Raw genomic sequence first — 26,032 nt, 5'->3', positions numbered from 1 at the left:
AAATGTAGAAAGAGTGTACACTTATGATTTTCTTTTTAATTCTTCTTCTAATTCTTCTACTTGCTGCAACGTATCCCCTTTTATTAAAGAGAAATCTGTTGTATCTTCGTTACCTTCTTTAAAAAAATCATTGTCATAATCTTTTACCACTACAATCACCTCTACATGCTAGTGTAGGAATGATTGTCCAATTTTATTCAACTTTGTCGGATTTTGTTTTTAATTTATGTATAGAAGAAAAGGACAGAAAAAGATTCTGTCCTTATTTACTAAAATAACTATGATGTATTGTTAAATTATATACATTTTCAAAATCCCGATCTTGCAGGTTATTTTTGTTTCCATCAATAACAATGAAAACGTCACTTACTATTTTTGCTGGTATAATCCCGACATTTTCTACTTGCACCGCTTTCTGCTCATTCAATTGCTCGATATGTTCTAACGGAACGATAATACTAAATTGCGAGCGAATACCACGAAAGTTTGTATTTAATTCCTTCGCGGCTTCAAAAACAACAATTTTCGCGCCAATCTTTTCCCCATATGAATCTAAAAATGCATTTAAGCTCTTTGTATATTCCTCTTCCGTATGCCATTCCATCGTACCGAATACTGCTGGATTAACATTTTGAATAATTGTCGTGTATATTTCCCCTCTCGCTTTAGATGCAATTAATGATCGTTTTATTGATTGAACTGTCTTGCCAATATCGCTAAATTTCGCACCCCATATTTCAGAAATATTAGGTGTTAAAATGAACGCAATATCAACAAAAATAGCCATTGCAGTAAACATTAAAAGATTTTTCCAGAGGGTTAAATCAATTCCTTTTATCATGAAATACACAGTGACAGATATGATAAACAAACCATACCAAGTCTTTCTAATACGTTGCTTTTTCTCCTCGTACAACTCCTCATTTTTCCAATAAAAGAAAACAAGGACTACAAAGACAATCGCTAAAACAAATAAGCCAATTCGAATGTTAGAGATCATTAATCACATCACCCTCCATTCAAAAACTACTCACGATATCATTACATGCGCAAGCTGCTCTCTTTATGACAAAAGACGTGGACAAGCTTCTAAAATTAGCTACATCGCATATATATTAGAAAGTACCACGTCTTTTATCCTGTTATTTGTGGGAAATAAGAACCCCACTGATTAAAATTTCACTTTACCATGAGTCTATATTGTATATGTAGACAAGCATTCATTTCAAATTTTCGTATTAAAAAGAAATATGTTTCGGAATTTCCCCTTCAGGTACTTCTCCATCCATACTTAAATAATAATGACGAATCGGACGTAAGTTTTCGTCTAATTCATAAACAAGCGGAATGCTAGTGGGAATATTTAATGAAACTACACCATCACTTGAAAGGTTGTCTAAATATTTTACTAGCGAGCGAATTGTGTTACCGTGTGATGAAATAATTACTTTATTACCACTTTTTAATGTCGGCGCAATTTCTGAATGCCAATAAGCAAGTACTCTCTTCTCCGTATCCTCTAAACATTCAGTTAATGGAAATTCACCTTTTTTGAGTGTTTTATATCTTGGATCGGTCGCTTCATATCGAGGATCGTCTTCAGTAAGAGCCGGTGGTCTTACATCAACACTTCTTCTCCAAATATGAACTTGCTCCTCACCATATTTTTGTGCAGTTTCATCTTTATTCAGCCCTTGCAATGCACCATAATGTCTTTCATTTAGCTTCCAAGATTTATGTATTGGAACCCAAGTAAGATCCATCTCATGAAGTACAATCCATAACGTCCGAATTGCGCGTTTTAATACTGATGTATAAGCCACATCAAAAGTATATCCGTTTTTCTTTAATATTGCTCCTGCTTCTCTCGCTTCACTTAATCCATTCTCTGATAGATCAACATCTGTCCATCCAGTAAAGCGATTTTCAAGATTCCATAAGCTTTGTCCGTGACGAATAAGTACAAGTTTTATCATTATAATTCCCCTTCCGGAAATGTGAATTTTATTGTTCCATTGCGTACACGTATAAAGTATCTAGTAATGTATCTTTTTATCCATTCACTCTATGACCAAATCATAGTTGCTAAATGTATGGATAAAATTTGTTCTTTTTCAAACGATAAAAACAGAAGTTTTTTCATTATTTTTGATCGACTGGTATTTCACGTTTGGATATCCAAGCATCAAAACCTGATCGGCTATTTGCCATTTCATTCATAACTTGGTGCCAATTGTCCTCACATGATTCACCAAATTTTGAAAAAATAGCACCCATTTGTTGTCTTTGTACATCACTCAGTTTTTTCTCTAAATCTGTACCTTTTTCTGTTAAAGACAACTGTTTCACACGTCGATCATGCATAGCTTCATTACTCTCAATTAAGCCCTTTTCCACAAGTTGACGTAACGGTCCGTGGAGAGCTTGTTTACTTATTTCTAATAGTGATAATAACTCATTTACACTTATCCCTGGAAAACGTGCGATAAAAAATAAAATTCGATGATGTACTCGTTGAATGCCATATTCTTTTATAATTTCATCTGGCTTTTCAGTAAATGTTTTATATGCAAAATAAAATAATGCTAATGCCTCATTCATCTGTTCTTCTTTATGTTGTGTCATCTACTTTCCCCCTGTATGTAAATTATACCACAATCTAGTAATGAATATTTTAATCAACGCATTAGAACTTATTTAGTCTATTGAAACATTCATTGCACAATTAGGAGATGATTCATTTGAAAAAACAATATACTGTAAGTACATATTTATTGGATAGACTACATGAATTAGGAATTGAACATATATTTGGGGTTCCTGGTGATTATAATCTTGCCTTTTTAGATGATGTGGTAGCACATGAAAAGTTAAAGTGGATTGTATTATTAGTATTGGTGTGAAGTTAACTGATACTATTACAGGCGGCTTCACACAAGGTTTTACAAAAGAACAAGTTATAGAAATCCATCCCTACACTGTGAAAATTATGGATAAAAAATACGGTCCAGTTGTAATGCAGGATGTTTTACAACATTTAAGTGATTCAATTGAGCATCGTAATAAAGATACCCTTGACGTTAAGCCATTTATTTTAGAATCCTCACCTTTTACTGAAGAGTTCATTCCAAAAGCACAAATGGTCACACAAAAACGTTTTTGGCAGCAAATGTACCATTTCTTACAAGAAAACGACGTCTTAATTGTAGAGCAAGGAACACCTTTCTTTGGTAGTTCTGCTATCCCTCTACCTAATAACACTGCATATGTAGGACAACCGTTATGGGGATCTATCGGATATACACTGCCCGCTCTACTTGGTACACAGCTCGCCAATTTATCACGGCGCAACATTTTAATTATTGGTGATGGTTCTTTCCAAGTAACTGCCCAAGAGTTATCAACTATATTACGTCAAAATTTAAAACCAATTATATTTTTAATCAATAACAACGGATACACCGTTGAACGTACCATTCACGGCCAAAACCAACCTTATAATGATATACAAATGTGGGATTACAATAAACTATCAATGGTATTTGGGTCAGAAGAAAAAAGTCTAACATTTAAAGTAGAAAATGAAGCAGAATTAGCAGAAGTCTTAACAAATATAACTTTTAATAAGAATCAACTTATCTTTATTGAAGTTATAATGAGCCAAAGCGATCAACCTGAATTGTTAGCTAAACTCGGGAAAAGATTTGGTCAGCAAAATTCTTAATATAAAAGCATAACCTAATTATACAATTGGTAGTGTAAAACTTGTTTTGAGAATAGTTTCGACACTCAAAATACATAAGGAAAAGGATGGAAAGCACCATCCTTTTCTATTTTAAGAGCGTTCTTCGACTAACGCCCCGTGCGACAAGCAAAAATTCTTAATCCATCTTTAACTTTATAGCTTTTGTCGCAATAAATGTTTTAATATGCTTATCTAATATCCTTGTTCCACCAAAATCATCCTCATAAAAACCTGTTATAGCAAAACCAGCTTCAATTTGGCCTTGGATTTGGTCTTCTAAAGTATGCGCATATTCTATTGTTTGATTTGAATCGATGTAATCTTGAACTTCATCCTCTGGTAAATAATCCAATGTTGATGAAGGAATTGAATGTTTAACATCAAGAATACCTTTTTGCTCTTGGTTATCATCAAAAACCCATAGTAACGGATTTGTAAATCCAGCAATAAGAATACCTTTATTCTTTAAAACCCTAGAAACTTCATTCCATACAAGATGAACATCTTTTACAAACAAAAATAAGCTACGCTTTTTCTTTTTTATTCAGCAAGAGTTAACTGCCAAGATACACCATACTTATCATTTAACCAGCCAAACTTTTTACTAAACGGATAAGAACCTAAAGGCATAAGAATTGCTCCATCCTGCGCTAGTTTATGAAAGACCGTATCAATTTCTTCTTCTGTCTCACAAGTTACATAAAGAGACATAGCTGGAGTGAATGTAAAATTATGATTTACATAACTATCAATACACATAAACTCTTGGCCATTTAGCGTAAAAGTTGCATGAATTACAGTTCCCTCTTTACCAGGTCCATTTTCATCGTAGCGAGAAATACTTACAATTTCCGATTGATCAAATAGCGACGTATAAAAATTCATTGCTTCCTCAGCTTTGCCTTCAAACATTAAAAACGTAGTAATTTTTTGATTTGTGTTACTCATATGGAGACAGCCCCTTGTTATATATTTATGTAAAACATAAGTCGGCAAAAAACCGAACGTACATTCCTATAAGTGTATTGTCTATAAAAACGATGAGTTTGTCAATTATCTACTTTATTATTTCTTCTTAAATAATGCTGTCCAAAGAAATGATTCTCCAAACATTTCTTTCGGTTGTTTCATTTGTTTCATCCTTCTAATCTCAATTACCTCAAATTCTTTAAATATCTCTCTTAACTTTTCTTCCGAGTATGCAAGACCACCTTGTAGACTCCATCCTCTATATACATCCCAATCTGTTATTTCCGATCCATTTCGCTCATCTAAATCGCCTGCCGCAAAACATGTTAATCCGAAATAACCACCCGATTTTAATGAGTTTTTAATTAAATCCACATAATTTATTCTTCTATGCGGTGGAATGTGATGCAAACAGCCCGAATCGTATACAAAATCAAATTCGTTTTGAACCTCTAAATTAAAAATTGAATCACAAATAAAATGAATTGCTACCCCTTTTGCCAATGCCCTTTCTTTAGCCCAATTAATGCCTTCTACAGATAAATCCACTGCTGTTACATCAAATCCTTGAGTCGCTAAATAAATGGCATTTCTACCTGGACCACATCCAAGTTCTAATACCTTCCCTTTTGAAACTCTCTCTTTTTGTATATACGAAACTAGATTCTCATCTGGAACATTTTCAAAAAACGGAACATCCTTTTCTCTATTCTCATAAAACTCATTCCAAAATGGTTCTGCAGGTCTTAATAATGAATCAAGCATTTTTAAAATGTCTTCTTGTGTGTGTAACGTTTCAGTTTTCATTAATACCCCTCCATAAATTAATAGTCAGAAAATTATTATATATCTTTTCGAACTTTCAAACAAAGAAAAAACTCCTATATTCAATAGGAGTTTTTTCCTTTAAAATCCAAGTACATCTTGCCATTTTAACAATTTCTCTTCCCGTACTTTCAAATAATCATGTTCATATTTCCCCATCCGTATTTCACTAACAATTTCTCAGTCTGCCAAAAAAAGAACTCTTTCTGTTTTCGCTGCTACCTTTACAACATGAGTCACTTAAGAAGAATACTTTGCTGAAAAATAAAGCCGATTTCGTTAAGGTATATTTTTGCTAACGCCTCTTCTTTCATACATGTTATTTCATACAATCATACTTTTCTAATAAAATAACGCTTTTGTTAAAATTCCACTTCAATCTTATTCATTTATGGTATAATCTGTATTATTTATTTTTTCAAGAAAGGCTAAAGTAATGAGAAAGTACTTCGGTTTCATTTCAATTTTGCTAACTATTATCGTATTTTTCAATTTTTATAGTGATAGTAATTTAATTTATTTAATATTTGTATCACTAGTTTTAATTATTTTTGCTCCAAAAGGTATAGGAAGGAATTTTGCTATTATAGTTTTTATACTTGTAAGTATTTTCTCCCCCTTCTTTTCCATTATTATTGCTACTATCATCAGGGCTATGTTTGGGGCTAGCTGAAATACATTTATAACAATTCCATTTACCCCAAATAAAAATTTTATTACATAATCATTTTGATTCATTTTCTCAATGGTATAATCTGCATAATTCACTTTTTAAGAAGGGATAACACAATGAGAGAATACTTTGGTTTCATTTCAATGTTTTTAACTGGACACTTATTTTTCAATCTATATTTTGCCGGTCCTTTTTTAATTTTGATACCTATCTCAAACGTTTTAGCTATTTTTTCTCCGAAAGGTACAGCTAAAACGTTTGCTTTTGTTGGTTTAATAATTTGTAGCATTTTCTTCGCCTGCATATATATCTTCATTTATTTTATTTAATACTTATTTTAGACAATCCCTTTCTCTAAAATAAGTATTTTGTTAAAAACTTATATGGATATATTTTTCGTTATATAATTAAATTATTAATATATTAGGATTATTAGTAATATTAAAAACAATAATGATTTTGTTATACATCTGTTTCGGAATAAGTGCAGTTTTTAGATTAATAAAGGAATTTTGAAAACCCTAGAAAAAACAGTTCTTAATTTTAGTTGATTCTCTAATTTTGATAGGGGCTATATTTTTAATGGCTAGTTTGTTTATCTAAATTACATAAAAAGAACCCCCAGCAAGCGAAAGTTAACTGCTTTTTAATTACAATAACTATTTTGTTTAAATTCACCTTAATTCATATCAAGGTTTCTTAACATTCGCATTAATAACTGTATAATATAATTAAACTATTTGTATGAAGGGTGATTATTATGAACTGGAAACAAAAATACAATACAAAATATCTCTTTTACCGAATGTATAGTTATACTTATAAAGCCCTTGATGATATATCATGGTCCTTAAAATAACGCTTTTGTTTAATTTATATTTAAAAAGTTCCTTTTCATAAAGAGTTTCCTTATATGCTATACTCATTTTTAAATAATTGTATAAGGAATGTTAAAAATGGATGATAGATCGTCAAGACAATGGAAATTGCGACAAAAGTTAAGAGCATTGAAAACAAAAAACAGAAATGATACAAACCCTTTGTTTAATGAATGCCTTGAATCCCTAGGAAACGAAACTGTCATTTTCCCCCAAGAAAAAAGCCAGCAGATTGCTACTATTTTAATGAATTCATTTCCTATAACTGGCTCGGGAAGAATAGATTGGGAACAGATAGATAATCAATTCATAGCTTCGAACAAAGAACAACTAATTTCCCTTATTAGAGCAAACCAACTAGATTTTAACGAACAGATTTTTATAATATGGGATAACTATGAAATCCCTGTAGTAAGTACAAATCTTGATAAAGTATTCCAATCACTAGTTGACGTTGATGCAGTCAGTTTTTATTACTGGCTATTAGACAAAGAATATAGATTCGTAATTGAAATAAATGATGAAGAATTGATTAGGGTTGGGTTTCGCTAATACTCTAAGCATATTTCCTCATTCTACTGATCTGCAAAATTTAAATTGTATTATTTATCAAAGACTTAAAATATACAAATGTCACGTAAAACGATTGGTGTTAATCATGTTTATGTTTATAATTACGTTGATTTGGATAACTTGCATTTATAAAATGTAAATATTTTATAAATGCAAGTTAAACAAACATTGTTATATCAAGGTTTGTTTGACCTAACATGTTATATTCTTGATATTAAGACGGTTTTTATGAGCATTTCGTATAAGTGTGATTTAACTGATTAAGACTATTTTTAAAAACGACATATCAGCGATAATTTATGTCTATTCTGTATAAGTGTTAGTAAGATCGTTTGCAAACTTGTTAGCACTTTTTTAAAACTTAAACCAGAGGAGATTCATACAATTTAGTAACAATGTAAAATTGAATTTATCAAGGATAAACCATTTAACAAATAGTTTGCAGCACTGAATGATTTACAAAAGAATACCCATCGATACACTACGAATAAAAATAATTAGCTAATCGAGGGAATATAATTATTTTTATTTAATTCGCACTTGTACTTCTTGTTCTTGTATTACTTGAATGATTAACTCCAATACAATATTTTGTATTAACTGATGCTCATTATCATGAAGTGTACTTTGTTCTGATATGTATTCAATACATTGATATATATACCCTTCTACCAATAAGCTCCCTTTTTCAACTGTAAGTGTATTTTGCCCATTCTTTTTTACCTTTGGTATTAAAAATTCGGTTTTTGTCAAAATAATCTCCTGTTCAACCTCTTTTATTCCTATGACTTTTTCTTTAAATACAACCTTTTCTCGTAAACTAATTTCACCTTTATATCTTCCTATTTCTACTGGTAGTTTCGCTGTAATAAAATTATTTACGTCTTCCCCATTTTCACTCTCTAATATTATACTGTGAATAGGAATCCATGAAGATGCCTCTACCTTATTCTCTTCTTTATTTCCTTTATTTTTTGGGTTATATAATTCAAAATGAATTCTCTTCTCATGAAGATTTAAAGAAACTAATTTACAATAACTATCCGAATGATATTGTTGCACTGTAGTTAATAACTTACAATCTAATTCACGCCCTTCTACACCTTTTTCATTCCTAAATACAAATGCTTCTTGATTTTTAACATTTATTTTTGGAAATATTTTAAAACTAGTTACTTCTGAAAAAATAGAAAATGGAGTTTTGACCACCAGTGAGCGTATTAAAGGCCCTATTTGTGATCCAGACGCTTTACCTTCTTTCTCTAATTTTGATGCTACATCTTCTCCCTTTAATTCAGGTGGTACTTCTTCTTTTTCCCCTCTGTTTTCGTGTGAATTATCTTGTATATTCATTTTATACTTGTAAATTTCATCCCATATTCCCTTACCAATCCATGGATTTTTCATCACCATCCCCCCGTCTGATGAAATTCAAAAAATTTGTTTTTTGTATGTGACCATTTCATCATTATATATGTTGTATACAAATAAAAAAGAAATTGTCTTTTTAACAAAGACAATTTCTTTTTATTTTTATGGTGCTACTTGTACTTGTTGTACTTGTAAAACTTTTAAAGTAAGATCTAGTACAATTTTTTCACGAAGCGTATCAAATGGTTCGTTTAGGTCTGTAGGACAAGGTGAAAAGTCTAATTCAAAAAATTGAGCGCTTACTAATTCACAATATGGTTGTTCGTTATAAAAAACTGCATTTTCAAAGAAATATTTGTCTAGACGTGGTAAATCACCGTTTTTAGGATTTATAAAATGAGAAGTAGTGTCCGAAGAAGAAGCTACTAAAGCTAATGATAGAAAATCACCTTCTGTCAGATCTGCAAAACCAGAAAATGGAACATTTGCAATACGATCATATAGAACTCCATTACACTCGTCATTTGCATATTCAATATTTTTACGAATATAGCCTTGTACAAATAATTTTGCTCTTGTAACTCGTCGGTAAGGTGTACCTGGTACTGGCACGAATGCTACAGGCACTAACTTACATTGTGTTAAAAATACGTTTTTTAAGATGCGTTTAATTTCGACTGCTGGAGGCTCTAATGAAATATCTGACTCTACAACAATTTGAAGCGTTCTTTCAGCTAATACAACTGGAATCTTTACAATGGGTGCTCCTGGAGTAACAATTGGTGTTGCAGTCTCATCACTTAATGGTGTTTGGGTTTGTCCCGCTACCTGACATGGTACATTAATTGGACATTGTTCGCTCATGTTTTATGCTCCTCTTTTTATAAGATTTTAGAGTTTATAAAATTTTCAAACTCATAATACCTGTATATGTCTTTCTTCTATTAATGTTTGGGTTCTATAGTAGTCTCTTTAATCATTATCATTAAGTTAGTATAAACTAATCATTTTTATTGAAAATTCAGAAATTTAACATTTTTAGAGAGGTACAAAATCTGTTTTCAACGTATCTCGCAAATTCGGTAAAATTATGAAGTCTTTATTACATGAGTTATCTTGAATTAAATTTTGGATGTCACGATATGAACATGGTTACCAAATGAAGATTTTTATATTTTATCAAGCTATATATTCGTAAAAAATCGCTTTACATATACTGAAGTTTTATTTGTTGTTACATAAAATCTTTTACCTATTCAATTTTGAGATATACATTCAAGATAGTATACTCCAAAATAAGAAATTATTTTAAATTAGAATGTTTTCTTTGATAAGTGTGTGTTGATTAATTTCATAATCAGTAGTTCTATCCACTCTCCCTTGAAAATTAGCATAGTTTTTATGAATTCTATATCTAGTAGAAAGCTCTCTATCATATAAAAGTATAATAATAGGTTAATAAACAAGCAGTTTTTTTACTAAAACATAGAATAATACTAACCCTAATTGAAGGGAGGTATAAAAGAATGTCCTGGAATAATGATTGCTGGAGTTCTAAGAAAAATCATTGTTGTGATGATTGGTGGAAATCTAAAGACAAGCACCATTGTGATGACGATAAATTTAGATATATTATTTATATAATTTTTGTTATAGTTTCATATGTTAATTAATTACAATATTTTCCGAAAAGAGTATACATAGTCATATAAATCATGTTATTTTGGATAGTTTGTTCTTTAAATTAGGAATTAAATAAAAAATTATAAAAACGCGCTAGGTACAACTAAGAAGGAAACAGGATAAAGAATAAGTCATTGGAGGACTAGTAATGAAACATAAAGTGTTATCAGTAGCATTACCAATTTTGCTAATTAGTGGAGTAGATTGTTCAAAAGACGATATAGAAAAGAAAAAGGCTGATAGTTTACAAGTAGCTGAAGCGGAATCTAATAAAAAGGCTTTAGAGACCTCAAATAAAGAAGTAGATAAACTACGCAAAGAAAAAGATGAATTAGAGAAGAAAATAGTTAAAGAACCAGGAATCAAAGAACAAGAAAATAAAGAGAAAGAGCCCATAACAGATGTCCATAGCCCTATTACGATAACACAGTATCAAGAAAAGATGGAGACACTTGTTAATCAGTTTTCAAAGGAGCTGCAAGCTACAAAACCGATATTTGCAAAGGATCAAACATTAAAAACAAATCAAGTGGAGTTAAAGAAACAATTTGAAGTAGTCAAGGGAGAACTTAGGAAGTTAAAAGAACTTGACCCACCTAAAGCGTACGATTATTTCAAAGTGCAACTAAGAGACGATGTTAAAATAATTGAAATATGCATAGAACAAATATTTGTAGGTTTAGATGAAAAAGATAATGAAAAGGTTGATTCAAGTTTAAAAGCTATGTATGGACATATAGATGATATGGGTTTGACACTAAACGAAATAAGAAAATTAGAAGGCTAATCCTTAGAGAAAGATTATTTGTTAATGCAATATAAATTACTAAATTTATCTACCCTTGTATTTCTTATACCAGGGGTAGATTTGAGAATGATGATAACATAAGGTAAGGTATTAAATTTCGTTGAAGTTAAAAAAAGAGAGTTACCTATTGGTAACTCTCTTTTTCACTTCACATATGCATAGGCTTCATTTGCTTTTAAATTGTATGTTTCACCTTCACTATTATTATGCACTTTATTTCTCACCAAACTATTCTTTTATTAAAAATTATTGAACAAAGGAAAAGCAAACTCATACGAGCTTGCTTTTCACATTTTTATAAACACTATCTTTTTCTTATATTTTCCATTAAAATTTAATAGAAATATTCCGATAACAAAGGAGCAACCTATGAAACATAATATAAATCTATGGTCCTTTATTTTTTCATTCGTTTGCATTGCTTTTTTTCTTTTATATCTTGAAGTATGTACACCTGAAATAAATGCATCTTTTATAAACGCCGTTTATTTTCACCCTTTATTTTTCGTACTCATTTTTTCAATAGGAACTTTTTTTGCTGGTATTAAAGGATTCTCTAAAGTGAATAATTGGATATCAATGCTTAGAAGCATAGTAACAGTTCTACTAACACTGTTATTATCAGTGTTTTTAACACTCACTTTGATTGTGGGCTATGCATTAAGTTAATCGTAGTTCTTCACGAATAAAAACCTATATTCCGTCAATACTGTAGACACATGGTTATCTTTCTCCGATTTCCTTATATGAGCAGTTAGTTTTTGCTAGCTGCTCTTTATTTGTACAAGGTACTCAATTGACTGGCGCACATATAATATCCAGAGTTCCTTTCTTTATAAAATAGTCGTTATAAAATGAGACTCGTCACGAGAGCACTTTACTAAGTGCTCTTTTTATATTCCAACTTAATACAAAATGAAAGTTTGATTAAGCTTATTTTTACTACCGCATAACATGTTTAATTCTGCTTATAATATAGTTGTAACTTAAAGTTACATATCATTTACTTGTAGGGCCTAATTTTCTTTTGTACAACAATCAGTTAGCTAATTAAGCTGGCTGCTTTGTTGTGCAAAATGAAGTTTTTATACGATTTTAAACACATTTAAAAATAAATTCATATGATATTATTCCTCTCTTTTCCCATGGAATTAAAGCTCTACAAAATAGCGTTTTTGTTCAAATTAACGATCATACAATTGGACGGATTTACCAGTATTTTTACCAAAAAATTCATGATATGGTTAATTAGTCGAGTACGTCATTACTTGGCACTTACCCTTAGAAGCCCCGCGGACAATCGGGGTTTCTTTTATCAATATATATTTGTCAAAATAGTTAGTTGAGTGTTAAAATATCATAGATTCTCCTTAGGGAGTTTTCATGTAATTAAACAAAAGTTTACAAGTTCTCGAATCTTAGCCCCTTGGAGTGCCCTTCAAGGGGCTGAACTAATTAAAATAACGATTTTGTTCACTTTTTTGATACATTTATGAAACATTCCGTCAATAATAACCACAATACAATCTGCTTCTTACCCAGGTTGTATCGAATGGAGCAGTTAATGCAAATGACTGCTCTATTTTAATTTTCATTACATAAACTTGATATTTTTGTCCATACTATACAAAACTCACGAAATATTTATACTCCTTAAATTCGTAGATGTAATGTTCTTATAGCAGTTAGCCTATGCTAGCTGCTTTTTTGTATTTAGTTAAAAATAAGTTTTAGGTCTTATTCCTTTTCTACATCATATAATTTTAACCTAAACATCCAGCTCAAAGTGTTACCTCCTATCTTAAAGAGCACTTATGCATGGTGCTCTTTTTTATTTTTTTCTTTCACTTCTGAATAACATTTTTAACCCTGTTCATACTATTTTTGTAACTTAATGTTACAAACTATTTCTGTAAGCGCAGCGTTTCTTTTGTACAACAAGCAGTTAGTTTTATTAACTAGCTGCTTTGTTGTGCAAAAGAAAGATTTGCACATGTATTAAGAACATACATAAAATATAATGTGGTATTCTTTTTCAATTTTAGTTTTGGCCATGGAGCGCCTTAAAAAGCGCTCTTTACATTTGCAAATAACCATTTCGTTCAAACATACACACGATTTATATAAACTAAACATATATTTACATAGACAAGACATAGCTTTTACTATACATGCACAATTTTTGTGCATGTTTTTTATATAACAAAATAACCATTTTGTTATATTCCTTACACTTTTAAATAAGGCAAGCATATGTTATAGTGTTATGTTTCATCACATTCCTTTTTTCAAGAGTACATATCGAATATGTACTCTTTTTGCATTACTATAAAATGAAATTTTTGTTTAGTTTTCTTTCATACATAACATTTTTAAATCTGTTTATACTATAACTGTAACTTGTGGTTACAATTTGCGTATTCATGTGGAATAGTATTTACAGCAAGCAGTTAGCTACTTCAGCTAGCTGCTTTGTTGTACAAAATAACGTTTTTGTTTTTGTTTATTTTCATTTTTTCATTCTACCAAGTTCATAACATATTCTTTTCCCCCGATAAAATAATGATTAGGTGTCCCATGCGCATTTTATCCACTGGAAATAATACCTTTCACGTACTTACGTATTAGAAACTTCATTTCCGCTTCTTCTGCAATAGCAATTTTGTTCACTTTTTTGATACATTTATGAAACATTCACATGTTATCTTCAATATGCTATTCTTTTTGAAAAACCATGTGAGAATACCAAAACAAGAAGCCCTAGAGCCCTAAATCTAGGGCTTCTTGTTTTCAAATAAGGATTTTGTTAAAAACTGCACATTTATTAAGAACATGCATAAAATATAATGTGGTATTCTTTTTCAATATTATTTTTTATCCGAGAGCGCCTTGAATGGCGCTCTTTAATTTCTAAATAACATTTTCAGATAATTACGAGAGCGGATTTTATTATTTCGTACAAGCACTACTTCACTTTATTAAATAGACTATATAGATATCTAAAAGAAGGGAGCTTTAAATTCATATGGCTGATTACTTTTATAAAGATGGCAAAAAATATTATAAAAATCAACCGCATTCCAACAATCAAAAAAACAACTGTTTTATTGAAACTCATACGATAGCTGGTTCTGCAGAAAATGCAAATGGAAATATACCTGTATCTGTTTTCCTTGAAACCACCGCTCCACAAACTGTATTTGAGGATTTTACAAACAATCATAATAAAACATTAATTCAGTTATTCGTTGTCGGTATGAGTGCACCCGTTCAAGTAACTATTCTAACAAGAAGATCTAACGTACCAATTACTACTACATTACAATCTGTTCAAACAAAAATATTTCAAGTTGAAGATTTTCAAAGTCTTACTCTTACAAAGCAAGAAGGTTCTACTAGTATAGTTAGTTTATTTGTTCAAAAAACATTCTGTATATGCTGTAACGATAATAACGATTCATGTGATGAATATTACCACGAATGTAATTGATAGATTAAATCACCAGAAGAACCCTTTATATAAAGGGTTCTTCTCCTTTAACTCCCCCTCATTTTCCGGTTTTTATTAAAATAACTATCTTGTTAAAAATCTTTCTTCATTCTTTTTAGATCAAGTAACATATCTTACTAGATAAGGATATATTCCACAAAATTTTGAAAGGAGGACTTTTTATTAACACTACTTTAATTTCTCATTTTTATAACGAAGAGTATCTGCTTCCGTGGTGGTTAATGCACCACACAAAATTATTTGATCATGGCATTCTTATTAATCGTGGGTCTACTGATCGTTCGGTTGAATTATGCAAATTATTTGCACCTCATTGGGAAATCCGTGAATCAAAGGTACTAGAGTTTGATGCCATTTTAGTTGATCAAGAAGTAATGAACATAGAAAAAGAAATTACGGGATGGAAAATGGTACTAAATACCACTGAATTTCTTTGCTGTGTTGATAAGGAAGCCTTTTTCTCATCTCTTGCCAATTTAGGGCAAAACATGTATGCTATTAGAACTATTCTGATGGTGGATGACCCTGCTCACGGTTATACCAATCCCAGATACGGAATTCCCCTTGTCAAACAGCGTTATCATGGGAGAATAATCCCTCCTAATCCACCTGCTCCATACTATGGCGGTAGATTAATCCACCATTATTCGCATGGTAACTATTGGGCAGGGCGACATTGGTCACCTCATCCATTTATCGTTTACATGTATCCTGCTTTCATTTTAAAATTCTTTTACAGTCCCTGGAATACTGCTATGAAAAACCGAAAATTACAAATTGGTCCTACTCTTTCTAAACATAGCATCCAGCGTGACTTAGGTACTCATCATCTGGCAACACTAGATAAATTAGAAAAAATTATATACACTTTACAACCTCAACTACTGATCTTCGGTTAAACCCGGAATATCAAGTTTTATTTCCAGATTTATGTTTTCCTAACTTACAGTAATGTCCTTAAAAAAACATTCATATATATTTATCAGATGCACTTTGAAATCCCAGAGTATCGAATACTTTTATGAGTCGACTGACCAACAATATTCGATTTATCTTTAAAAATTTATTAAAAATAACTTAGATACAAAAAAGCTACGTTTTATATAGGATAAAAATTTTTTTACGCAAAGGAGCTTGATTATTTGTGAATTTCCAAAATGATAACAACTCTAACATTCACAAACCTTGCACTTGTCCATCCCCCACGGCTAACAGTTTAAATGTTGTTCAAACTACCCCATCAATAGTCTCTGTAAATTCTGCGATTCCACTAGATACCGTGGTAAATTCTAATGGTACGGCAATCTCATTCACACCACCAACAACTGTTTTACTTGAAGGTGGAAGAACCTATTTAGCAATCTATGAAGTGCAAGTTATCATTCAACCAGGAGGTAATTCGGCAGGTATCACTATGTATCTGAATAATAATCCAATCATTGGATCTGGTACTTCTCTGGGATATACTGCAGGATTCACTTCTGTATCAGCACCCGCAATTTTCACTACACCTTCAGGTATAACGAGTACTCTTACTGTTAATGTAGGACCATATTCTAATACATTAAATACGTTGGGCTTGACTCTTGCTGTTGTAGCATTAATATAGTTAAATCTAATACTTTCTAAAATAAAATTCTTTGTCCTTTAACTACGGTTTGGAGTTAATCTCTAAAAACTCACTATAACTACATATAGAAAAAGAATATTTTCTAGATCAATAATATTGGGTGACTCGGCTGACACAATTGCTGAGTCACCCATTTTTTATAATAAATTAACGCTTTTTTTAGTTCTAATTTTTATAGTTAGATTAGATAAATTTGTTTCTTATTATCTCAAAATACAATCACACCCAATTCATATCATGCATCTACTGGATATAATCTGATATTCTTAGAGAGGATGATATACATATGTCTAGAAAAGACAAATTTAACCGTTCACGTATGTCTAGGAAAGACAGATTCAATTCACCTAAAAAAAATCTGAAATTTCAATTTCTCCTGACCTAGTCGGGCTACTTTCCCACCAATCCCATCATTTACTCTGCCTACTGGCATTACCGGACCTACTGGCAACACTGGGCCTACCGGTGATACCGGGCTTACTGGCAACACTGGGCCTACCGGCGATACCAGACCTACTGGCAGCATGGGGCCTACCGGCGATACCGGACCTACTGGCAGCACGGGGCCTACCGGACCCACATTTAACATTAATTTTCGTGCAGAAAAAAATGTTGCACAGTCTTTTACTCCTCCTGCAGATATTCAAGTATCGTATGGTAATATAATATTTAATAATGGTGGAGGGTATTCTTCAGTAACGAATACATTTACAGCCCCTATAAATGGTATCTATTTATTCAGTGCCAGTATAGGATTTAATCCAACTTTAGGTACGACTTCTACTCTAAGAATAACTATAAGAAAAAATTTAGTATCCGTTGCTAGCCAAACAGGAACAATTACTACTGGTGGTACACCTCAACTTGAAATTACAACTATTATTGATTTATTAGCTGGCCAAACAATAGATATACAATTTTCTGCAGCAGAAAGCGGAACTTTAACTGTAGGCAGTAGTAATTTTTTTAGTGGCGCATTATTACCATAATGAAAATCTTAAAATATAATAGCTACAACAAATCTCATACATATTGGAGGACCTTAATGATTCTAGCTCAAGAAAAGAACATAAAATTAATTATGCATTTTCTTACCTTATTATCTTTTTTTATTCTTATTTTCTTTAGCATCACAATTTTTTATATACCGTTGATTTTTTATTTTGTATACAAATCACAAAACATTCGAAAAAATATCCTTGAAGCTGTTTTTTATCAACTATTCATTTGGATAATTACAGTAATTTGGAATCTTTTCGCAATAAGAATCTTAATGCTATCCTTGTCTAATTTAGACTTGACTTCAAATAATACTTTGATTATTTTCGGCATAGCTCCTTTATATCTAATACTGTTCCTTTTGTTAATTTTCGGACCTATAAAAGGGATTTTATATACGCTACAAGAAAAAGAGTTTCATTATCCTATTATTTCTAAATGGATTAACAAATAAAATCACGTGTAGAAGAATTCAGAGTTTTACTGAATTCTTTTTTTATGGACCTTTCAAAGTCTTTTACATATTCCTCCGTTCCTTCTTTTAAATAAAACCCAAATTCTATACCAATTAATTGACTTATATTTAATTTTTTGGTATTTCATGATAATATTCACCTATAAAATCATTACTCTTATATAAGGAGCCATGAGCCTTTCCACTCATGGCTCTTTTTTATTACGATTTTCATTTCACATCTACACGATTTTAACTAGCTTCTCCACTAAATCCGTCTGGATATCTTGTTGCTAATTTAGATATATTCATTTGAGCAATATCTCCTAGGGTATATCCCCTTTCGTGAGACATGATTGAAATGTAGTACATGATGTCCCCTATCTCTAAAGCGATTTTATGTGTATTTCCTTCTTCTTCTCCTGGACAATAAGCTGGATCAAATCCATGACCATGAAAAATTGCTTTTTTTACAACATCAGCAACCTCACCAGCTTCTCCCGTAAGCCCTAATGCTGCATTTAAAACAACTCTACCAAAATCGTTATTTGTATTCCATGTACGTAATGTCGCTTCTTGATATTGATCTAATTCACAAATTTGATTGATATTCATTACAGCTTGTCCTTCCATTGATTCACTAACTAATCTGGTTATTTCATATACACCGTTTTCCATAGCGTTCATTTTATTTTCCCCTTCCTATTTTAGCAAATTCCTAATCCTTTTTGAGGTAAGTTCGATGACTGGTATAAATCTTCAAATTCATTTATCTAATTTACATCTGTTAACTGAAATTCAATAAGATATTCTCTTTCTCCCAAATTTCGTTTTAATCTTTCTAAGTCTTCATTGCTTATTACAAATCGCTTTGAACTAACGATTGATGGATTCATTTGAACATCACGAACACATGCTGATATCGTAAATTCTTGTTCCATATTATTTTTTATAATCCATATTTCATCTCCAATATGCAAATTGTATTTTTGCATAAAATAAATCGGTACACCTATTTCCCCTTTACTAATCTGTATCACTTTATTATTTAAATCTAATAAAAAATCAAAATTAGCGTTTTGTTTCACTGAACTAATATCTATTACGCTATTATGTTCGCCTTATTTTATTTTGTATAAAAATGTTATACCCGTTTACTTGTACTTGGATCATCTCTGCCGTTTGCTACTTTGTTACAAAAGGAGTTTTTTCTACAAATGAATCCATTGACTTTTGATTTATTTCTCCGGTATGCATCTGTACGACGTGCGGTGCGCTTGATACTTTAAACAATCGATCATAGATTTATAACGTTACTTGAAGCACTAGCCATTAAAAACTTGATAACTTGATAACCATAAATAAAATGATAATTATCATTTTATTTTTAGAGAAATCTCTTTTTAACATTCTCCTAATCATATGAAGCTAGTTCCCTTCATTTCTTAATATTTTCTTCGTCACCACCGCTATTATTATCATTATGAAACTAATAGCTAATATAGGTAAATAAATTTTCGTACTGAATCCTTCAAACATAAAACCATATAAGATTTGCCCAATTGGTGCCATACATTGAGATACCGCTGCTATAATTGCCATCACTTTTCCTAGATTTTCATTTGGTGTTTTCTTTTGGACTACAGTAATCACATAGATGGATACAATTGTCATAATCATCGCAATTAGAATAGAAGAAAGTATAAAGAGGATAAATGGTGGATAGATTCCTAAATTGAGAATAAATGGTGTAACCGAGAGTGCCACTGATATGACTAATAAAGCTATGATAAGCATCCAATTATATAATGTTTTCATCTGTAACTTTTTAGCAAAGAAACCGATTGACAATGCACCTAATATAGTTGCAAAATCAATTAGTCCCATTCCAATTCCATACATCGTATCGCTACTCTGCATAGTTACTCTTAACATAATAGGTCCTCCAACAACAAATAACGGTGTCAAAATTAAGTTTAATAAAGCTGCAAGTAACATAGCCTTCAAAATAAAAGGTTGCTTTAAAACATAAAGAAAACCTTCTTTCATATCTTTTACAATTGTCGGTACGATATGGCCTTCCTGTATTCTTTTTATAAATGGTATTGTAATAAACATTTCTAAAATCGCAGATAAAAAGAAAGCAAAACAACTTGTTATTACGAGCATTTTCAAACCAATTATGTCGTATAATAGTCCTCCTAGTACAGGTGCAACTATATTAGATAATGCTTGCACACCATTTACGATACCGTTCGCTTGTTCTAACTTTTTCTCTGGGACTAATTGCGGAATACTTGCCATAACAACTGGTGCGTACATTACACTAACGACTGCTAGTAAAAACATAATTGTTCCAATCAATAAAATAGATATCGATTCAGTTAATAACAAAACTATAAAACTTAATACAATAGCAGCGTTTATAAAATCCAAAATGACCATTACATTACGGCGGTTGAAACGATCTGCTATCGCTCCGCCAAGAGGAGCTAACAAAAACGGGATACTCGCTACGGCATATAACCCTGCAAATATATCGGCACGTCCTGTTATATCTAGCACATATAAAGACAGTGCAAAACGTAATAGTGTTGAACCTAAAATAGTAATAATTTGACCACTTACCATTAAGTGAAAATCTTTCAAGGAAGATTGAATACTTGCTGGCATCCTCATCACATCCTTCATTCAGCTAGACCGACTGCCGGTCGATAATACTCAAACAGAAAATCACTATTTCTGTTTAATTAAAACTTCCATCATATAATCAAAAGATCCCTCTTTCGCTCCGACAGATGCTTCAATCATTTTGATATAAGCTTTAGCTCTGTTTATCATTTCTTCCGGTTTCCACTGGAATAAACCATCATCAAATATGACTTGTGCTGAAGAGAGTAATAATTCAATTGTTTCTTGTGGGTATGGAGTAGAAAATATGCCTTCTTCTATTCCTTGCTCTAAAACTTCCGTTAATATAGGAGATAAATGTATAATGGATTGCACTAAACTTTTCTGATGCATTTCTGCATTATTCGGTTGATGGAATTGTTCAATCATTTTTTCTTTTACATCTCCTGATTTTGGTGATTGTTCCATTAAAATTTTAAATAACTTATCTAAAACGGGGATATCGGGATTGGAGACAATCCTTTTCGCCTTAGTGACATCCTCTTTAATAATCCTCATAATGATTTCATCCATTACTTCCTCCTTCGACTTAAAATAATGATAAAACGTCCCCTTTGCTATACCTATTTCTTTTAAAATGTCATTTACGGTTGTTTTCGTATAACCTTTCGTAAGAAACAAACGCTCAGCTGTTTCTAAAATTTCCTTTCTACGCTCCTCATACTCCTTTACAATTCGCATTCAAGTTCTCCTTCCTAATAGACCGACTGTCGGTCTATTAAAATTATATGTTTAGTTAGTAAAAAGTTTCCTATTATTGTATATACAACATCCTACTTTCTATTTCCTTTATAAATTTTTATTTTTTAATGTCCGCTCAATTTGTTTAAAACGTATCTCATGTTTTTTATCGTCACCTTTCATTTTAGGAAAAGAACGATGCCCTCCGCTTGATCCTATTTTTCTCGATTCTTCATCCAGACGCACAACACTTTGTAGTTTTTCAGCTCCTTCACCACAAGTCAGCGCATCTCCTTTACATCGATGACTTCAAAAAATGACAATTGATTCATACGATACGGTTCCCCCTCGGTTCAATCTATGTATTTATCAATGGAGTATTTTGTTGAGTTCCAATATGTAATATTGCATATTTCGCACTTTTAATTTTCGCACATGCGATAATTTATTTATAAAAATATAAATTATTAATAAGGGTGATTTATATGAGCAAGTTCCGAAAGAAGATGATTAAATATTTGCAAACATTTTGGGGATGCTTAGCATTTGGTGTATTAATGTTTGCTATCTTCTTAATTACGGATTTAACAGATGCATCTTTAAATACATTAGGCTGGAGAGACTGGCTAGGTTCTGTAGCAGGCGCAACCATTTTATCTGTTGGGATGTTTACTTTAAATAAATTGAATTTAAAATAAATATTCGGTCAATACTGTATGTAGGCTGTATGCCAACATTCATTTAAAGTAGTCTTCTCTGTATCTCCTTGTATTGAGCAGTTAGCTTTTGCTAGCCGCTCTTTTATTTTGTTCCGGTTCTTGCCCTATCTACTTTCCCCCAATAAGTACACATATCTATTCCCCATTGCTACAAAATGAAATCTTTATTTTGTTTTACGGATCGCTTCTTCAATTAGCCAAGATACAATATTAAAATCATTAGCTTCACCCTTTAAAGATGTTCCCTTCCAAAAGTATTCTTTCATCACTTCAAATATTTCTTCAACAGCTTCAATTCATCTCATATTCATTTTCCCTTTCTTCCAAATAACTATTTTGTTTTACTAATTAGCTGATTAATTTCACAAACACCTTTATCAAACATTCCACGTTTCTTCACCCCGTGAATATTTTTCAAATAAAAATACATACTATTTTCAAGCCGCCGTGTCCACGGCTAATACCCCTTTCTTTTGCTGTATATTTTTTAAGAAATCGAAAATAATACCAACAAGCTGTTTGAACTAGCAGCTTCACTCTTCTCGCAATGGGGATGCAAATTATCACAATTAGCTAACTCATTGAACTCACTGGCAGACAACCAAAATCGTTGTCTGCTTTTTGTATGAGATTTTTCGTTTTACATATACTACTTTTGAACCTGCAGACCAATACGAGCCATTTGGGTGCTTGGGATTTCCCTTCCGGGGATAAGTATTTTTTACTTATCCCTTTTTTGTATAGACACGTATATTTAGGGTAAAACTAATTACAAGCAGATTTTCTGTTTATGCGTAGTTCTAAACAAGATTACTTTTTCTCCTATTAAAGGACGGCAGGTACGACTGCTAGTCCTTTTTTCTTATTTCGCATATTATCACTACATTACCTTCATCGTCGTCGTAAGCAATTTCCCCATAAGGATGGCAGTGGTGCTTCTCGAGTTCCTCATCGATCAAAACTAACAAATTAGTTTTCCAGTTTCCAACGATCGTACACCAATACGAGTTTAATCCTTCATAAACTTCTCTTGTTCTATTTCGATAATTGCGGAATGTGTAATGAAAATACTCGCTCGCTTCAATACCTTTTCTTTTAACCAAAGTGTTCTGCTGAATGATAATAATACCCTGGCTCTAATGGTTTTGGACTATAAAATTTTCTTTATAAATTTCAAATGCGGTGAATGAAATTTTTGTTTTTTTCTTGCCATCATCCTTTTTGTATACAAACAAAAAAAGAGCCACAATATTTTGCGACTCTTTTACAATTATAACTATTTAACGGCCACGTCTTTGCTGACCTTGCTTTGTACTACCTTTTTTATTACTTGGCTTATTAAATGATCGGTTATTTTCATTTCTAGAACTATTTCTTGAATCACTTCTCGAGCTATTTCTCGAATCACGTCTTGATTCACTTCTTGAACCTTCGCGGCTATCTCTTTGACGATTTTGACCTGATTTCTTCGGAGCCGGCTTTGGTACCGGTTTACCATTTTCATCTACACGTTTTATCTTCGGTTGTTCGATTATTTCTCTTTGTATTGGTGCACCAAGCGTTTTTTCAATTTCTTCTAAATGTTTTTCATCTTTCGCTGCAACGAACGTAATTGCAAGACCTGATCCACCTGCACGTCCTGTTCGGCCAATGCGGTGAATATAACTTTCTACATCTTCAGGGATATCAAAGTTAAATACGTGCGTTACACCATCTACATCAAGTCCACGAGCTGCTACATCCGTTGCGATTAAGTACTGAATTTTAGCTTCGCGGAAACTCTTCATAACTCTTTCACGTTTCGCTTGAGGTATATCACCATGAAGTTCAGCACAATTATAACCTAGTCCTTTTAAATTATCATAAAGCTTACTTGCTCTAACCTTTGTACGACAGAAAATAACTGCTAAAAATGGCTGATCACGATCCATAACAAAACGAAGTGCATCTGGCTTTGCACGATCTGTCGTCTCAATGACACGCTGTTCAATTGTATCTACCGTTACTTCTTCACTTTGTACTTGAATCATTTGCGGCTCATCCATATAACGTTTCGCCAATTTTTTAATATCTTTTGGCATCGTTGCTGAGAATAACATCGTTTGTTTACTACCAGGTGTCTCATCTAAAATATCTTCAATATCATATAAGAAACCGAAATAAAGCATTTGATCCGCTTCATCTAGTACAATCGTTGAAAGATTACTTAAATCAATTGTTTCACGTCGTATATGATCTAATAATCGTCCCGGTGTTGCTACAACAATATGTGTATTACCTTTTAATTTTCTCAACTGTTGTGCGACATCTTGCCCACCATAAATCGCTAGTACATTAATATCTTCTCTTTGAACAAGCATTTTTTTAATTTCAGTTGTAATTTGCAGTGCTAGTTCCCTTGTTGGTGCAACAATTAAAGCCTGAACATCACTAGACTCTGGATCGATTTTTTCTAAAATCGGTAACACGAATGCTAACGTTTTACCCGTTCCTGTTTTCGCTTGCCCAATAATATCTTTACCTGACAGAATAACTGGAATTGCCTTCTCTTGAATTGGTGTTGCTTCTGTAATTCCATTTTCACGTAATGTATGATTAAAAGTTTCACTAATTCCTAATTCTAAAAAGTTTTTCAAATAGACCACTTCTTTTCCTTATTTTTCACATTAGCTTTCATTGTACCATTTGTTTCGCCAAATATGAAAAATAAAAAAATTCTTATCTTCTTTTTTTATATTCATCCTGTACTAGATGAACAAATTCTTTTTGCTTTTTCTCGGATTTTATTAATGTTTCCATGTTAGTAGAAGACAAAATATACTTTTTAATTTTTCTATTACTCCAAATTAAACTTGTATACTTCGGATCTTCATGTAGATTTCGAAACCACTCTAATTCACTTAATTTTGCAATATGGTGTTTCAATTTCATGTCATTTCGAGGATAAAACAAAATTTTATCCATTATTACATCAAGCAATAAACTCATCTTCTCCCCTCCTATACATATATATTTCAAATTTACGGAAACTTAGTTAAAGGGGGATGGAATTGAACACTACATTCATAAAGATATTTTGCATATTTTTCTTACTATATTTTCAGTCGACCTCAATTATTATGGCAAAATCTCGAACAAATGTGATAAGTGAATTTAAACAAGCTTTACTCAAAAATGATAAAAAATTAATGCAGTCATATGTAACAGAAGGAGTTGAACTACCTACTTTCCAAAAGGAAAAACCTATTCATGAAATTAAAATAGTACCATCTCCAAAAGAAGATACTACAATTCTTATTTCTTATTTCAAAGGCACTAATGATGAATTTACTGTCGGTTTCATTTTAGAAATAGTAACAAAAAATAATAAAATATCTCAAATCAATCAAATTTATGATGACAATCCACTTATGAAAGAAGCTACTATCGTAAAAGAATATGAAATGAAGTGTAAGGAACATATACTTACTCCTACAAAATTCCCGTTCGAAATTCACGAATTTCAAGGGTACATCTATAACGATTACTTAAACCTCCAATACTACAATGAAGATATTAATGGGATTTTCAAAATCACTGTTTCACCAGTTCAAAATAAATTAGGCTTCTATGTACATAGGGGAGCTAAGTTCTACAGCTTAAAAAATAATATAAAAGCATTATATAATCCTCATTTTGATTCAGCATATGAGCTTATCTTTCAGCAGAATGGTTTTCAATATACAATTGCAATTGGTAACAAACCCTATATACAAGGAAAATATAACGTAAAGGATTTAATTCAAATTGCAGAATCTATGAATTAAAAAACCAATCTTTTCT

Annotated in this window: 25 protein-coding genes and 5 pseudogenes; 12 read left to right on the top strand and 18 right to left on the bottom strand. The window is 31.7% G+C overall.

The genetic code is table 11. The annotated features are described in order from the left end of the window. Positions 1 to 21 precede the first annotated feature (21 nt). The 4 genes from ACS2QP_RS19185 to ACS2QP_RS19170 all read right to left on the bottom strand — a co-directional run bounded on the left by ACS2QP_RS19185 (position 22) and on the right by ACS2QP_RS19170 (position 2,625). Positions 22 to 150, bottom strand: coding sequence for a hypothetical protein (locus tag ACS2QP_RS19185; protein WP_000237819.1), 129 nt, complete (start codon positions 148 to 150; stop codon positions 22 to 24). Positions 151 to 262: 112 nt separating this feature from the next. After that, complete coding sequence (locus tag ACS2QP_RS19180; RefSeq protein WP_326265624.1) at positions 263 to 1,000, bottom strand: type II toxin-antitoxin system SpoIISA family toxin; 738 nt, start codon at positions 998 to 1,000, stop codon at positions 263 to 265. A 238-nt stretch (positions 1,001 to 1,238) separates the two neighbouring features. Further along, positions 1,239 to 1,976 (bottom strand): 2,3-diphosphoglycerate-dependent phosphoglycerate mutase, encoded by a 738-nt coding sequence (gene gpmA, locus ACS2QP_RS19175; protein WP_000594152.1) that lies wholly within the window; start codon positions 1,974 to 1,976, stop codon positions 1,239 to 1,241. Positions 1,977 to 2,142: 166 nt separating this feature from the next. Further along, entirely contained in the window at positions 2,143 to 2,625 is a 483-nt protein-coding gene (locus ACS2QP_RS19170) for a MarR family winged helix-turn-helix transcriptional regulator (protein ID WP_000191888.1), read from the bottom strand. A 107-nt stretch (positions 2,626 to 2,732) separates the two neighbouring features. Here ACS2QP_RS19170 and ACS2QP_RS19165 point away from each other — a divergent pair, with 107 nt between their 5' ends. Both ACS2QP_RS19165 and ACS2QP_RS19160 read left to right on the top strand, forming a co-directional pair. Then, positions 2,733 to 2,903 (top strand): thiamine pyrophosphate-binding protein, encoded by a 171-nt coding sequence (locus ACS2QP_RS19165; RefSeq protein WP_438882736.1) that lies wholly within the window; start codon positions 2,733 to 2,735, stop codon positions 2,901 to 2,903. Continuing rightward, positions 2,879 to 3,724: pseudogene (locus ACS2QP_RS19160) on the top strand (thiamine pyrophosphate-dependent enzyme); the annotation flags it as partial. The gene ACS2QP_RS19165 and the pseudogene ACS2QP_RS19160, both read left to right, overlap by 25 nt. Before the next feature lie 157 nt (positions 3,725 to 3,881). Here ACS2QP_RS19160 and ACS2QP_RS19155 read toward each other — a convergent pair. The 6 genes and pseudogenes from ACS2QP_RS19155 to ACS2QP_RS19130 all read right to left on the bottom strand — a co-directional run. After that, positions 3,882 to 4,262: pseudogene (locus ACS2QP_RS19155) on the bottom strand (SAM-dependent methyltransferase); the annotation flags it as partial. A gap of 23 nt (positions 4,263 to 4,285) precedes the next feature. Further along, the gene (locus tag ACS2QP_RS19150) at positions 4,286 to 4,693 is read right to left on the bottom strand and encodes a VOC family protein (protein WP_000072493.1); all 408 of its coding nucleotides are present in this window, start codon (positions 4,691 to 4,693) and stop codon (positions 4,286 to 4,288) included. Positions 4,694 to 4,810: 117 nt separating this feature from the next. Further along, a complete protein-coding gene (locus ACS2QP_RS19145; protein WP_000846301.1) occupies positions 4,811 to 5,521 on the bottom strand; it encodes a class I SAM-dependent methyltransferase in 711 nt (236 codons plus the stop codon). Between the two features lie 99 nt (positions 5,522 to 5,620). Next, positions 5,621 to 5,779, bottom strand: a pseudogene (locus ACS2QP_RS19140) (ABC transporter ATP-binding protein); the annotation flags it as partial. 276 nt (positions 5,780 to 6,055) lie between these two features. Continuing rightward, positions 6,056 to 6,307, bottom strand: a complete 252-nt coding sequence (locus tag ACS2QP_RS19135; RefSeq protein ID WP_438882735.1) for a hypothetical protein — start codon at positions 6,305 to 6,307, stop codon at positions 6,056 to 6,058. Continuing rightward, positions 6,304 to 6,516: a hypothetical protein gene (locus ACS2QP_RS19130; protein ID WP_153582516.1), complete on the bottom strand. Its 213-nt coding sequence runs from the start codon at positions 6,514 to 6,516 to the stop codon at positions 6,304 to 6,306. The genes ACS2QP_RS19135 and ACS2QP_RS19130 overlap by 4 nt, the downstream gene beginning before the upstream one ends. 652 nt (positions 6,517 to 7,168) lie before the next feature. Between ACS2QP_RS19130 and ACS2QP_RS19125 the strand changes: the two genes are divergently transcribed. Further along, on the top strand, positions 7,169 to 7,642 hold the full coding sequence (locus tag ACS2QP_RS19125) for a CDI toxin immunity protein (protein WP_135277622.1): 474 nt from the start codon (positions 7,169 to 7,171) through the stop codon (positions 7,640 to 7,642). Positions 7,643 to 8,188: 546 nt separating this feature from the next. On the opposite strand, the gene ACS2QP_RS19120 is transcribed toward ACS2QP_RS19125, so the two are convergent. Both ACS2QP_RS19120 and ACS2QP_RS19115 read right to left on the bottom strand, forming a co-directional pair. Continuing rightward, positions 8,189 to 9,070 (bottom strand): BC_2427 family protein, encoded by an 882-nt coding sequence (locus ACS2QP_RS19120; RefSeq protein WP_088338929.1) that lies wholly within the window; start codon positions 9,068 to 9,070, stop codon positions 8,189 to 8,191. A 126-nt stretch (positions 9,071 to 9,196) separates the two neighbouring features. After that, positions 9,197 to 9,898: a CsxC family protein gene (locus tag ACS2QP_RS19115; protein WP_001294981.1), complete on the bottom strand. Its 702-nt coding sequence runs from the start codon at positions 9,896 to 9,898 to the stop codon at positions 9,197 to 9,199. A 967-nt stretch (positions 9,899 to 10,865) separates the two neighbouring features. Between ACS2QP_RS19115 and ACS2QP_RS19110 the strand changes: the two genes are divergently transcribed. The 7 genes and pseudogenes from ACS2QP_RS19110 to ACS2QP_RS19080 all read left to right on the top strand — a co-directional run bounded on the left by ACS2QP_RS19110 (position 10,866) and on the right by ACS2QP_RS19080 (position 18,119). Further along, positions 10,866 to 11,504 (top strand): hypothetical protein, encoded by a 639-nt coding sequence (locus ACS2QP_RS19110; RefSeq protein ID WP_088338931.1) that lies wholly within the window; start codon positions 10,866 to 10,868, stop codon positions 11,502 to 11,504. A 390-nt stretch (positions 11,505 to 11,894) separates the two neighbouring features. Further along, entirely contained in the window at positions 11,895 to 12,194 is a 300-nt protein-coding gene (locus ACS2QP_RS19105) for a hypothetical protein (RefSeq protein ID WP_000682209.1), read from the top strand. A gap of 2,356 nt (positions 12,195 to 14,550) precedes the next feature. Further along, positions 14,551 to 15,015 (top strand): exosporium protein D, encoded by a 465-nt coding sequence (locus tag ACS2QP_RS19100; protein WP_326265023.1) that lies wholly within the window; start codon positions 14,551 to 14,553, stop codon positions 15,013 to 15,015. A gap of 242 nt (positions 15,016 to 15,257) precedes the next feature. After that, a pseudogene (locus ACS2QP_RS19095) lies at positions 15,258 to 15,988 on the top strand (glycosyltransferase family 2 protein). 192 nt (positions 15,989 to 16,180) lie between these two features. Next, a complete protein-coding gene (locus ACS2QP_RS19090; protein ID WP_326263996.1) occupies positions 16,181 to 16,645 on the top strand; it encodes a hypothetical protein in 465 nt (154 codons plus the stop codon). A gap of 545 nt (positions 16,646 to 17,190) precedes the next feature. Further along, on the top strand, positions 17,191 to 17,655 hold the full coding sequence (locus tag ACS2QP_RS19085) for a C1q-like domain-containing protein (RefSeq protein WP_438882734.1): 465 nt from the start codon (positions 17,191 to 17,193) through the stop codon (positions 17,653 to 17,655). Between the two features lie 56 nt (positions 17,656 to 17,711). Continuing rightward, a complete protein-coding gene (locus tag ACS2QP_RS19080) occupies positions 17,712 to 18,119 on the top strand; it encodes a DUF4870 domain-containing protein (RefSeq protein WP_000599418.1) in 408 nt (135 codons plus the stop codon). Between the two features lie 252 nt (positions 18,120 to 18,371). Here ACS2QP_RS19080 and ACS2QP_RS19075 read toward each other — a convergent pair whose 3' ends face one another. The 4 genes and pseudogenes from ACS2QP_RS19075 to ACS2QP_RS19060 form a co-directional block, all read right to left on the bottom strand. Then, positions 18,372 to 18,806, bottom strand: a complete 435-nt coding sequence (locus tag ACS2QP_RS19075) for a nucleoside triphosphate pyrophosphohydrolase family protein (protein WP_088338934.1) — start codon at positions 18,804 to 18,806, stop codon at positions 18,372 to 18,374. Between the two features lie 26 nt (positions 18,807 to 18,832). Next, positions 18,833 to 19,541, bottom strand: a pseudogene (locus ACS2QP_RS19070) (ABC transporter permease); the annotation flags it as partial. A 6-nt stretch (positions 19,542 to 19,547) separates the two neighbouring features. Then, entirely contained in the window at positions 19,548 to 20,792 is a 1,245-nt protein-coding gene (locus ACS2QP_RS19065) for an MFS transporter (RefSeq protein ID WP_326263997.1), read from the bottom strand. Between the two features lie 63 nt (positions 20,793 to 20,855). Next, on the bottom strand, positions 20,856 to 21,491 hold the full coding sequence (locus tag ACS2QP_RS19060) for a TetR/AcrR family transcriptional regulator (RefSeq protein ID WP_326263999.1): 636 nt from the start codon (positions 21,489 to 21,491) through the stop codon (positions 20,856 to 20,858). Positions 21,492 to 21,976: 485 nt separating this feature from the next. Here ACS2QP_RS19060 and ACS2QP_RS19055 point away from each other — a divergent pair, with 485 nt between their 5' ends. Continuing rightward, complete coding sequence (locus ACS2QP_RS19055; RefSeq protein ID WP_000033159.1) at positions 21,977 to 22,189, top strand: hypothetical protein; 213 nt, start codon at positions 21,977 to 21,979, stop codon at positions 22,187 to 22,189. A gap of 1,301 nt (positions 22,190 to 23,490) precedes the next feature. Here the strand turns inward: ACS2QP_RS19055 and ACS2QP_RS19050 are convergent. Together ACS2QP_RS19050 and ACS2QP_RS19045 are read right to left on the bottom strand one after the other, a co-directional pair. Beyond that, positions 23,491 to 24,855: a DEAD/DEAH box helicase gene (locus ACS2QP_RS19050; protein ID WP_086412531.1), complete on the bottom strand. Its 1,365-nt coding sequence runs from the start codon at positions 24,853 to 24,855 to the stop codon at positions 23,491 to 23,493. 73 nt (positions 24,856 to 24,928) lie between these two features. Next, positions 24,929 to 25,198 carry a hypothetical protein gene (locus ACS2QP_RS19045; protein WP_153582371.1) on the bottom strand — a complete coding sequence of 90 codons (270 nt, stop codon included), beginning with the start codon at positions 25,196 to 25,198 and terminating at the stop codon, positions 24,929 to 24,931. A gap of 56 nt (positions 25,199 to 25,254) precedes the next feature. Here ACS2QP_RS19045 and ACS2QP_RS19040 point away from each other — a divergent pair, with 56 nt between their 5' ends. Beyond that, positions 25,255 to 26,016, top strand: coding sequence for a hypothetical protein (locus ACS2QP_RS19040; protein WP_194808001.1), 762 nt, complete (start codon positions 25,255 to 25,257; stop codon positions 26,014 to 26,016). Positions 26,017 to 26,032: the final 16 nt, after the last annotated feature.

Source organism: Bacillus cereus group sp. Bce019 (genome assembly GCF_051781745.1).
GTDB classification, from domain to species: domain Bacteria; phylum Bacillota; class Bacilli; order Bacillales; family Bacillaceae_G; genus Bacillus_A; species Bacillus_A cereus.
Note: the sequence above shows the minus strand (reverse complement) of the source record. Positions and strands in the feature narration are given on the sequence as shown.

Excerpts from the sequence above, each read along its gene's own strand:
- ACS2QP_RS19180 (WP_326265624.1), bottom strand. The coding sequence starts at position 1,000 with ATGATCTCTAACATTCGAATTGGCTTATTTGTTTTAGCGATTGTCTTT.
- gpmA (WP_000594152.1), bottom strand. The coding sequence starts at position 1,976 with ATGATAAAACTTGTACTTATTCGTCACGGACAAAGCTTATGGAATCTT.
- ACS2QP_RS19170 (WP_000191888.1), bottom strand. The coding sequence starts at position 2,625 with ATGACACAACATAAAGAAGAACAGATGAATGAGGCATTAGCATTATTT.
- ACS2QP_RS19165 (WP_438882736.1), top strand. The coding sequence starts at position 2,733 with ATGATTCATTTGAAAAAACAATATACTGTAAGTACATATTTATTGGAT.
- ACS2QP_RS19150 (WP_000072493.1), bottom strand. The coding sequence starts at position 4,693 with ATGAGTAACACAAATCAAAAAATTACTACGTTTTTAATGTTTGAAGGC.
- ACS2QP_RS19145 (WP_000846301.1), bottom strand. The coding sequence starts at position 5,521 with ATGAAAACTGAAACGTTACACACACAAGAAGACATTTTAAAAATGCTT.
- ACS2QP_RS19130 (WP_153582516.1), bottom strand. The coding sequence starts at position 6,516 with ATGCAGGCGAAGAAAATGCTACAAATTATTAAACCAACAAAAGCAAAC.
- ACS2QP_RS19125 (WP_135277622.1), top strand. The coding sequence starts at position 7,169 with ATGGATGATAGATCGTCAAGACAATGGAAATTGCGACAAAAGTTAAGA.
- ACS2QP_RS19120 (WP_088338929.1), bottom strand. The coding sequence starts at position 9,070 with ATGAAAAATCCATGGATTGGTAAGGGAATATGGGATGAAATTTACAAG.
- ACS2QP_RS19115 (WP_001294981.1), bottom strand. The coding sequence starts at position 9,898 with ATGAGCGAACAATGTCCAATTAATGTACCATGTCAGGTAGCGGGACAA.
- ACS2QP_RS19110 (WP_088338931.1), top strand. The coding sequence starts at position 10,866 with ATGAAACATAAAGTGTTATCAGTAGCATTACCAATTTTGCTAATTAGT.
- ACS2QP_RS19105 (WP_000682209.1), top strand. The coding sequence starts at position 11,895 with ATGAAACATAATATAAATCTATGGTCCTTTATTTTTTCATTCGTTTGC.
- ACS2QP_RS19100 (WP_326265023.1), top strand. The coding sequence starts at position 14,551 with ATGGCTGATTACTTTTATAAAGATGGCAAAAAATATTATAAAAATCAA.
- ACS2QP_RS19085 (WP_438882734.1), top strand. The coding sequence starts at position 17,191 with ATGGGGCCTACCGGCGATACCGGACCTACTGGCAGCACGGGGCCTACC.
- ACS2QP_RS19080 (WP_000599418.1), top strand. The coding sequence starts at position 17,712 with ATGATTCTAGCTCAAGAAAAGAACATAAAATTAATTATGCATTTTCTT.
- ACS2QP_RS19075 (WP_088338934.1), bottom strand. The coding sequence starts at position 18,806 with ATGAACGCTATGGAAAACGGTGTATATGAAATAACCAGATTAGTTAGT.
- ACS2QP_RS19065 (WP_326263997.1), bottom strand. The coding sequence starts at position 20,792 with ATGCCAGCAAGTATTCAATCTTCCTTGAAAGATTTTCACTTAATGGTA.
- ACS2QP_RS19060 (WP_326263999.1), bottom strand. The coding sequence starts at position 21,491 with ATGCGAATTGTAAAGGAGTATGAGGAGCGTAGAAAGGAAATTTTAGAA.
- ACS2QP_RS19055 (WP_000033159.1), top strand. The coding sequence starts at position 21,977 with ATGAGCAAGTTCCGAAAGAAGATGATTAAATATTTGCAAACATTTTGG.
- ACS2QP_RS19045 (WP_153582371.1), bottom strand. The coding sequence starts at position 25,198 with ATGAGTTTATTGCTTGATGTAATAATGGATAAAATTTTGTTTTATCCT.
- ACS2QP_RS19040 (WP_194808001.1), top strand. The coding sequence starts at position 25,255 with ATGGAATTGAACACTACATTCATAAAGATATTTTGCATATTTTTCTTA.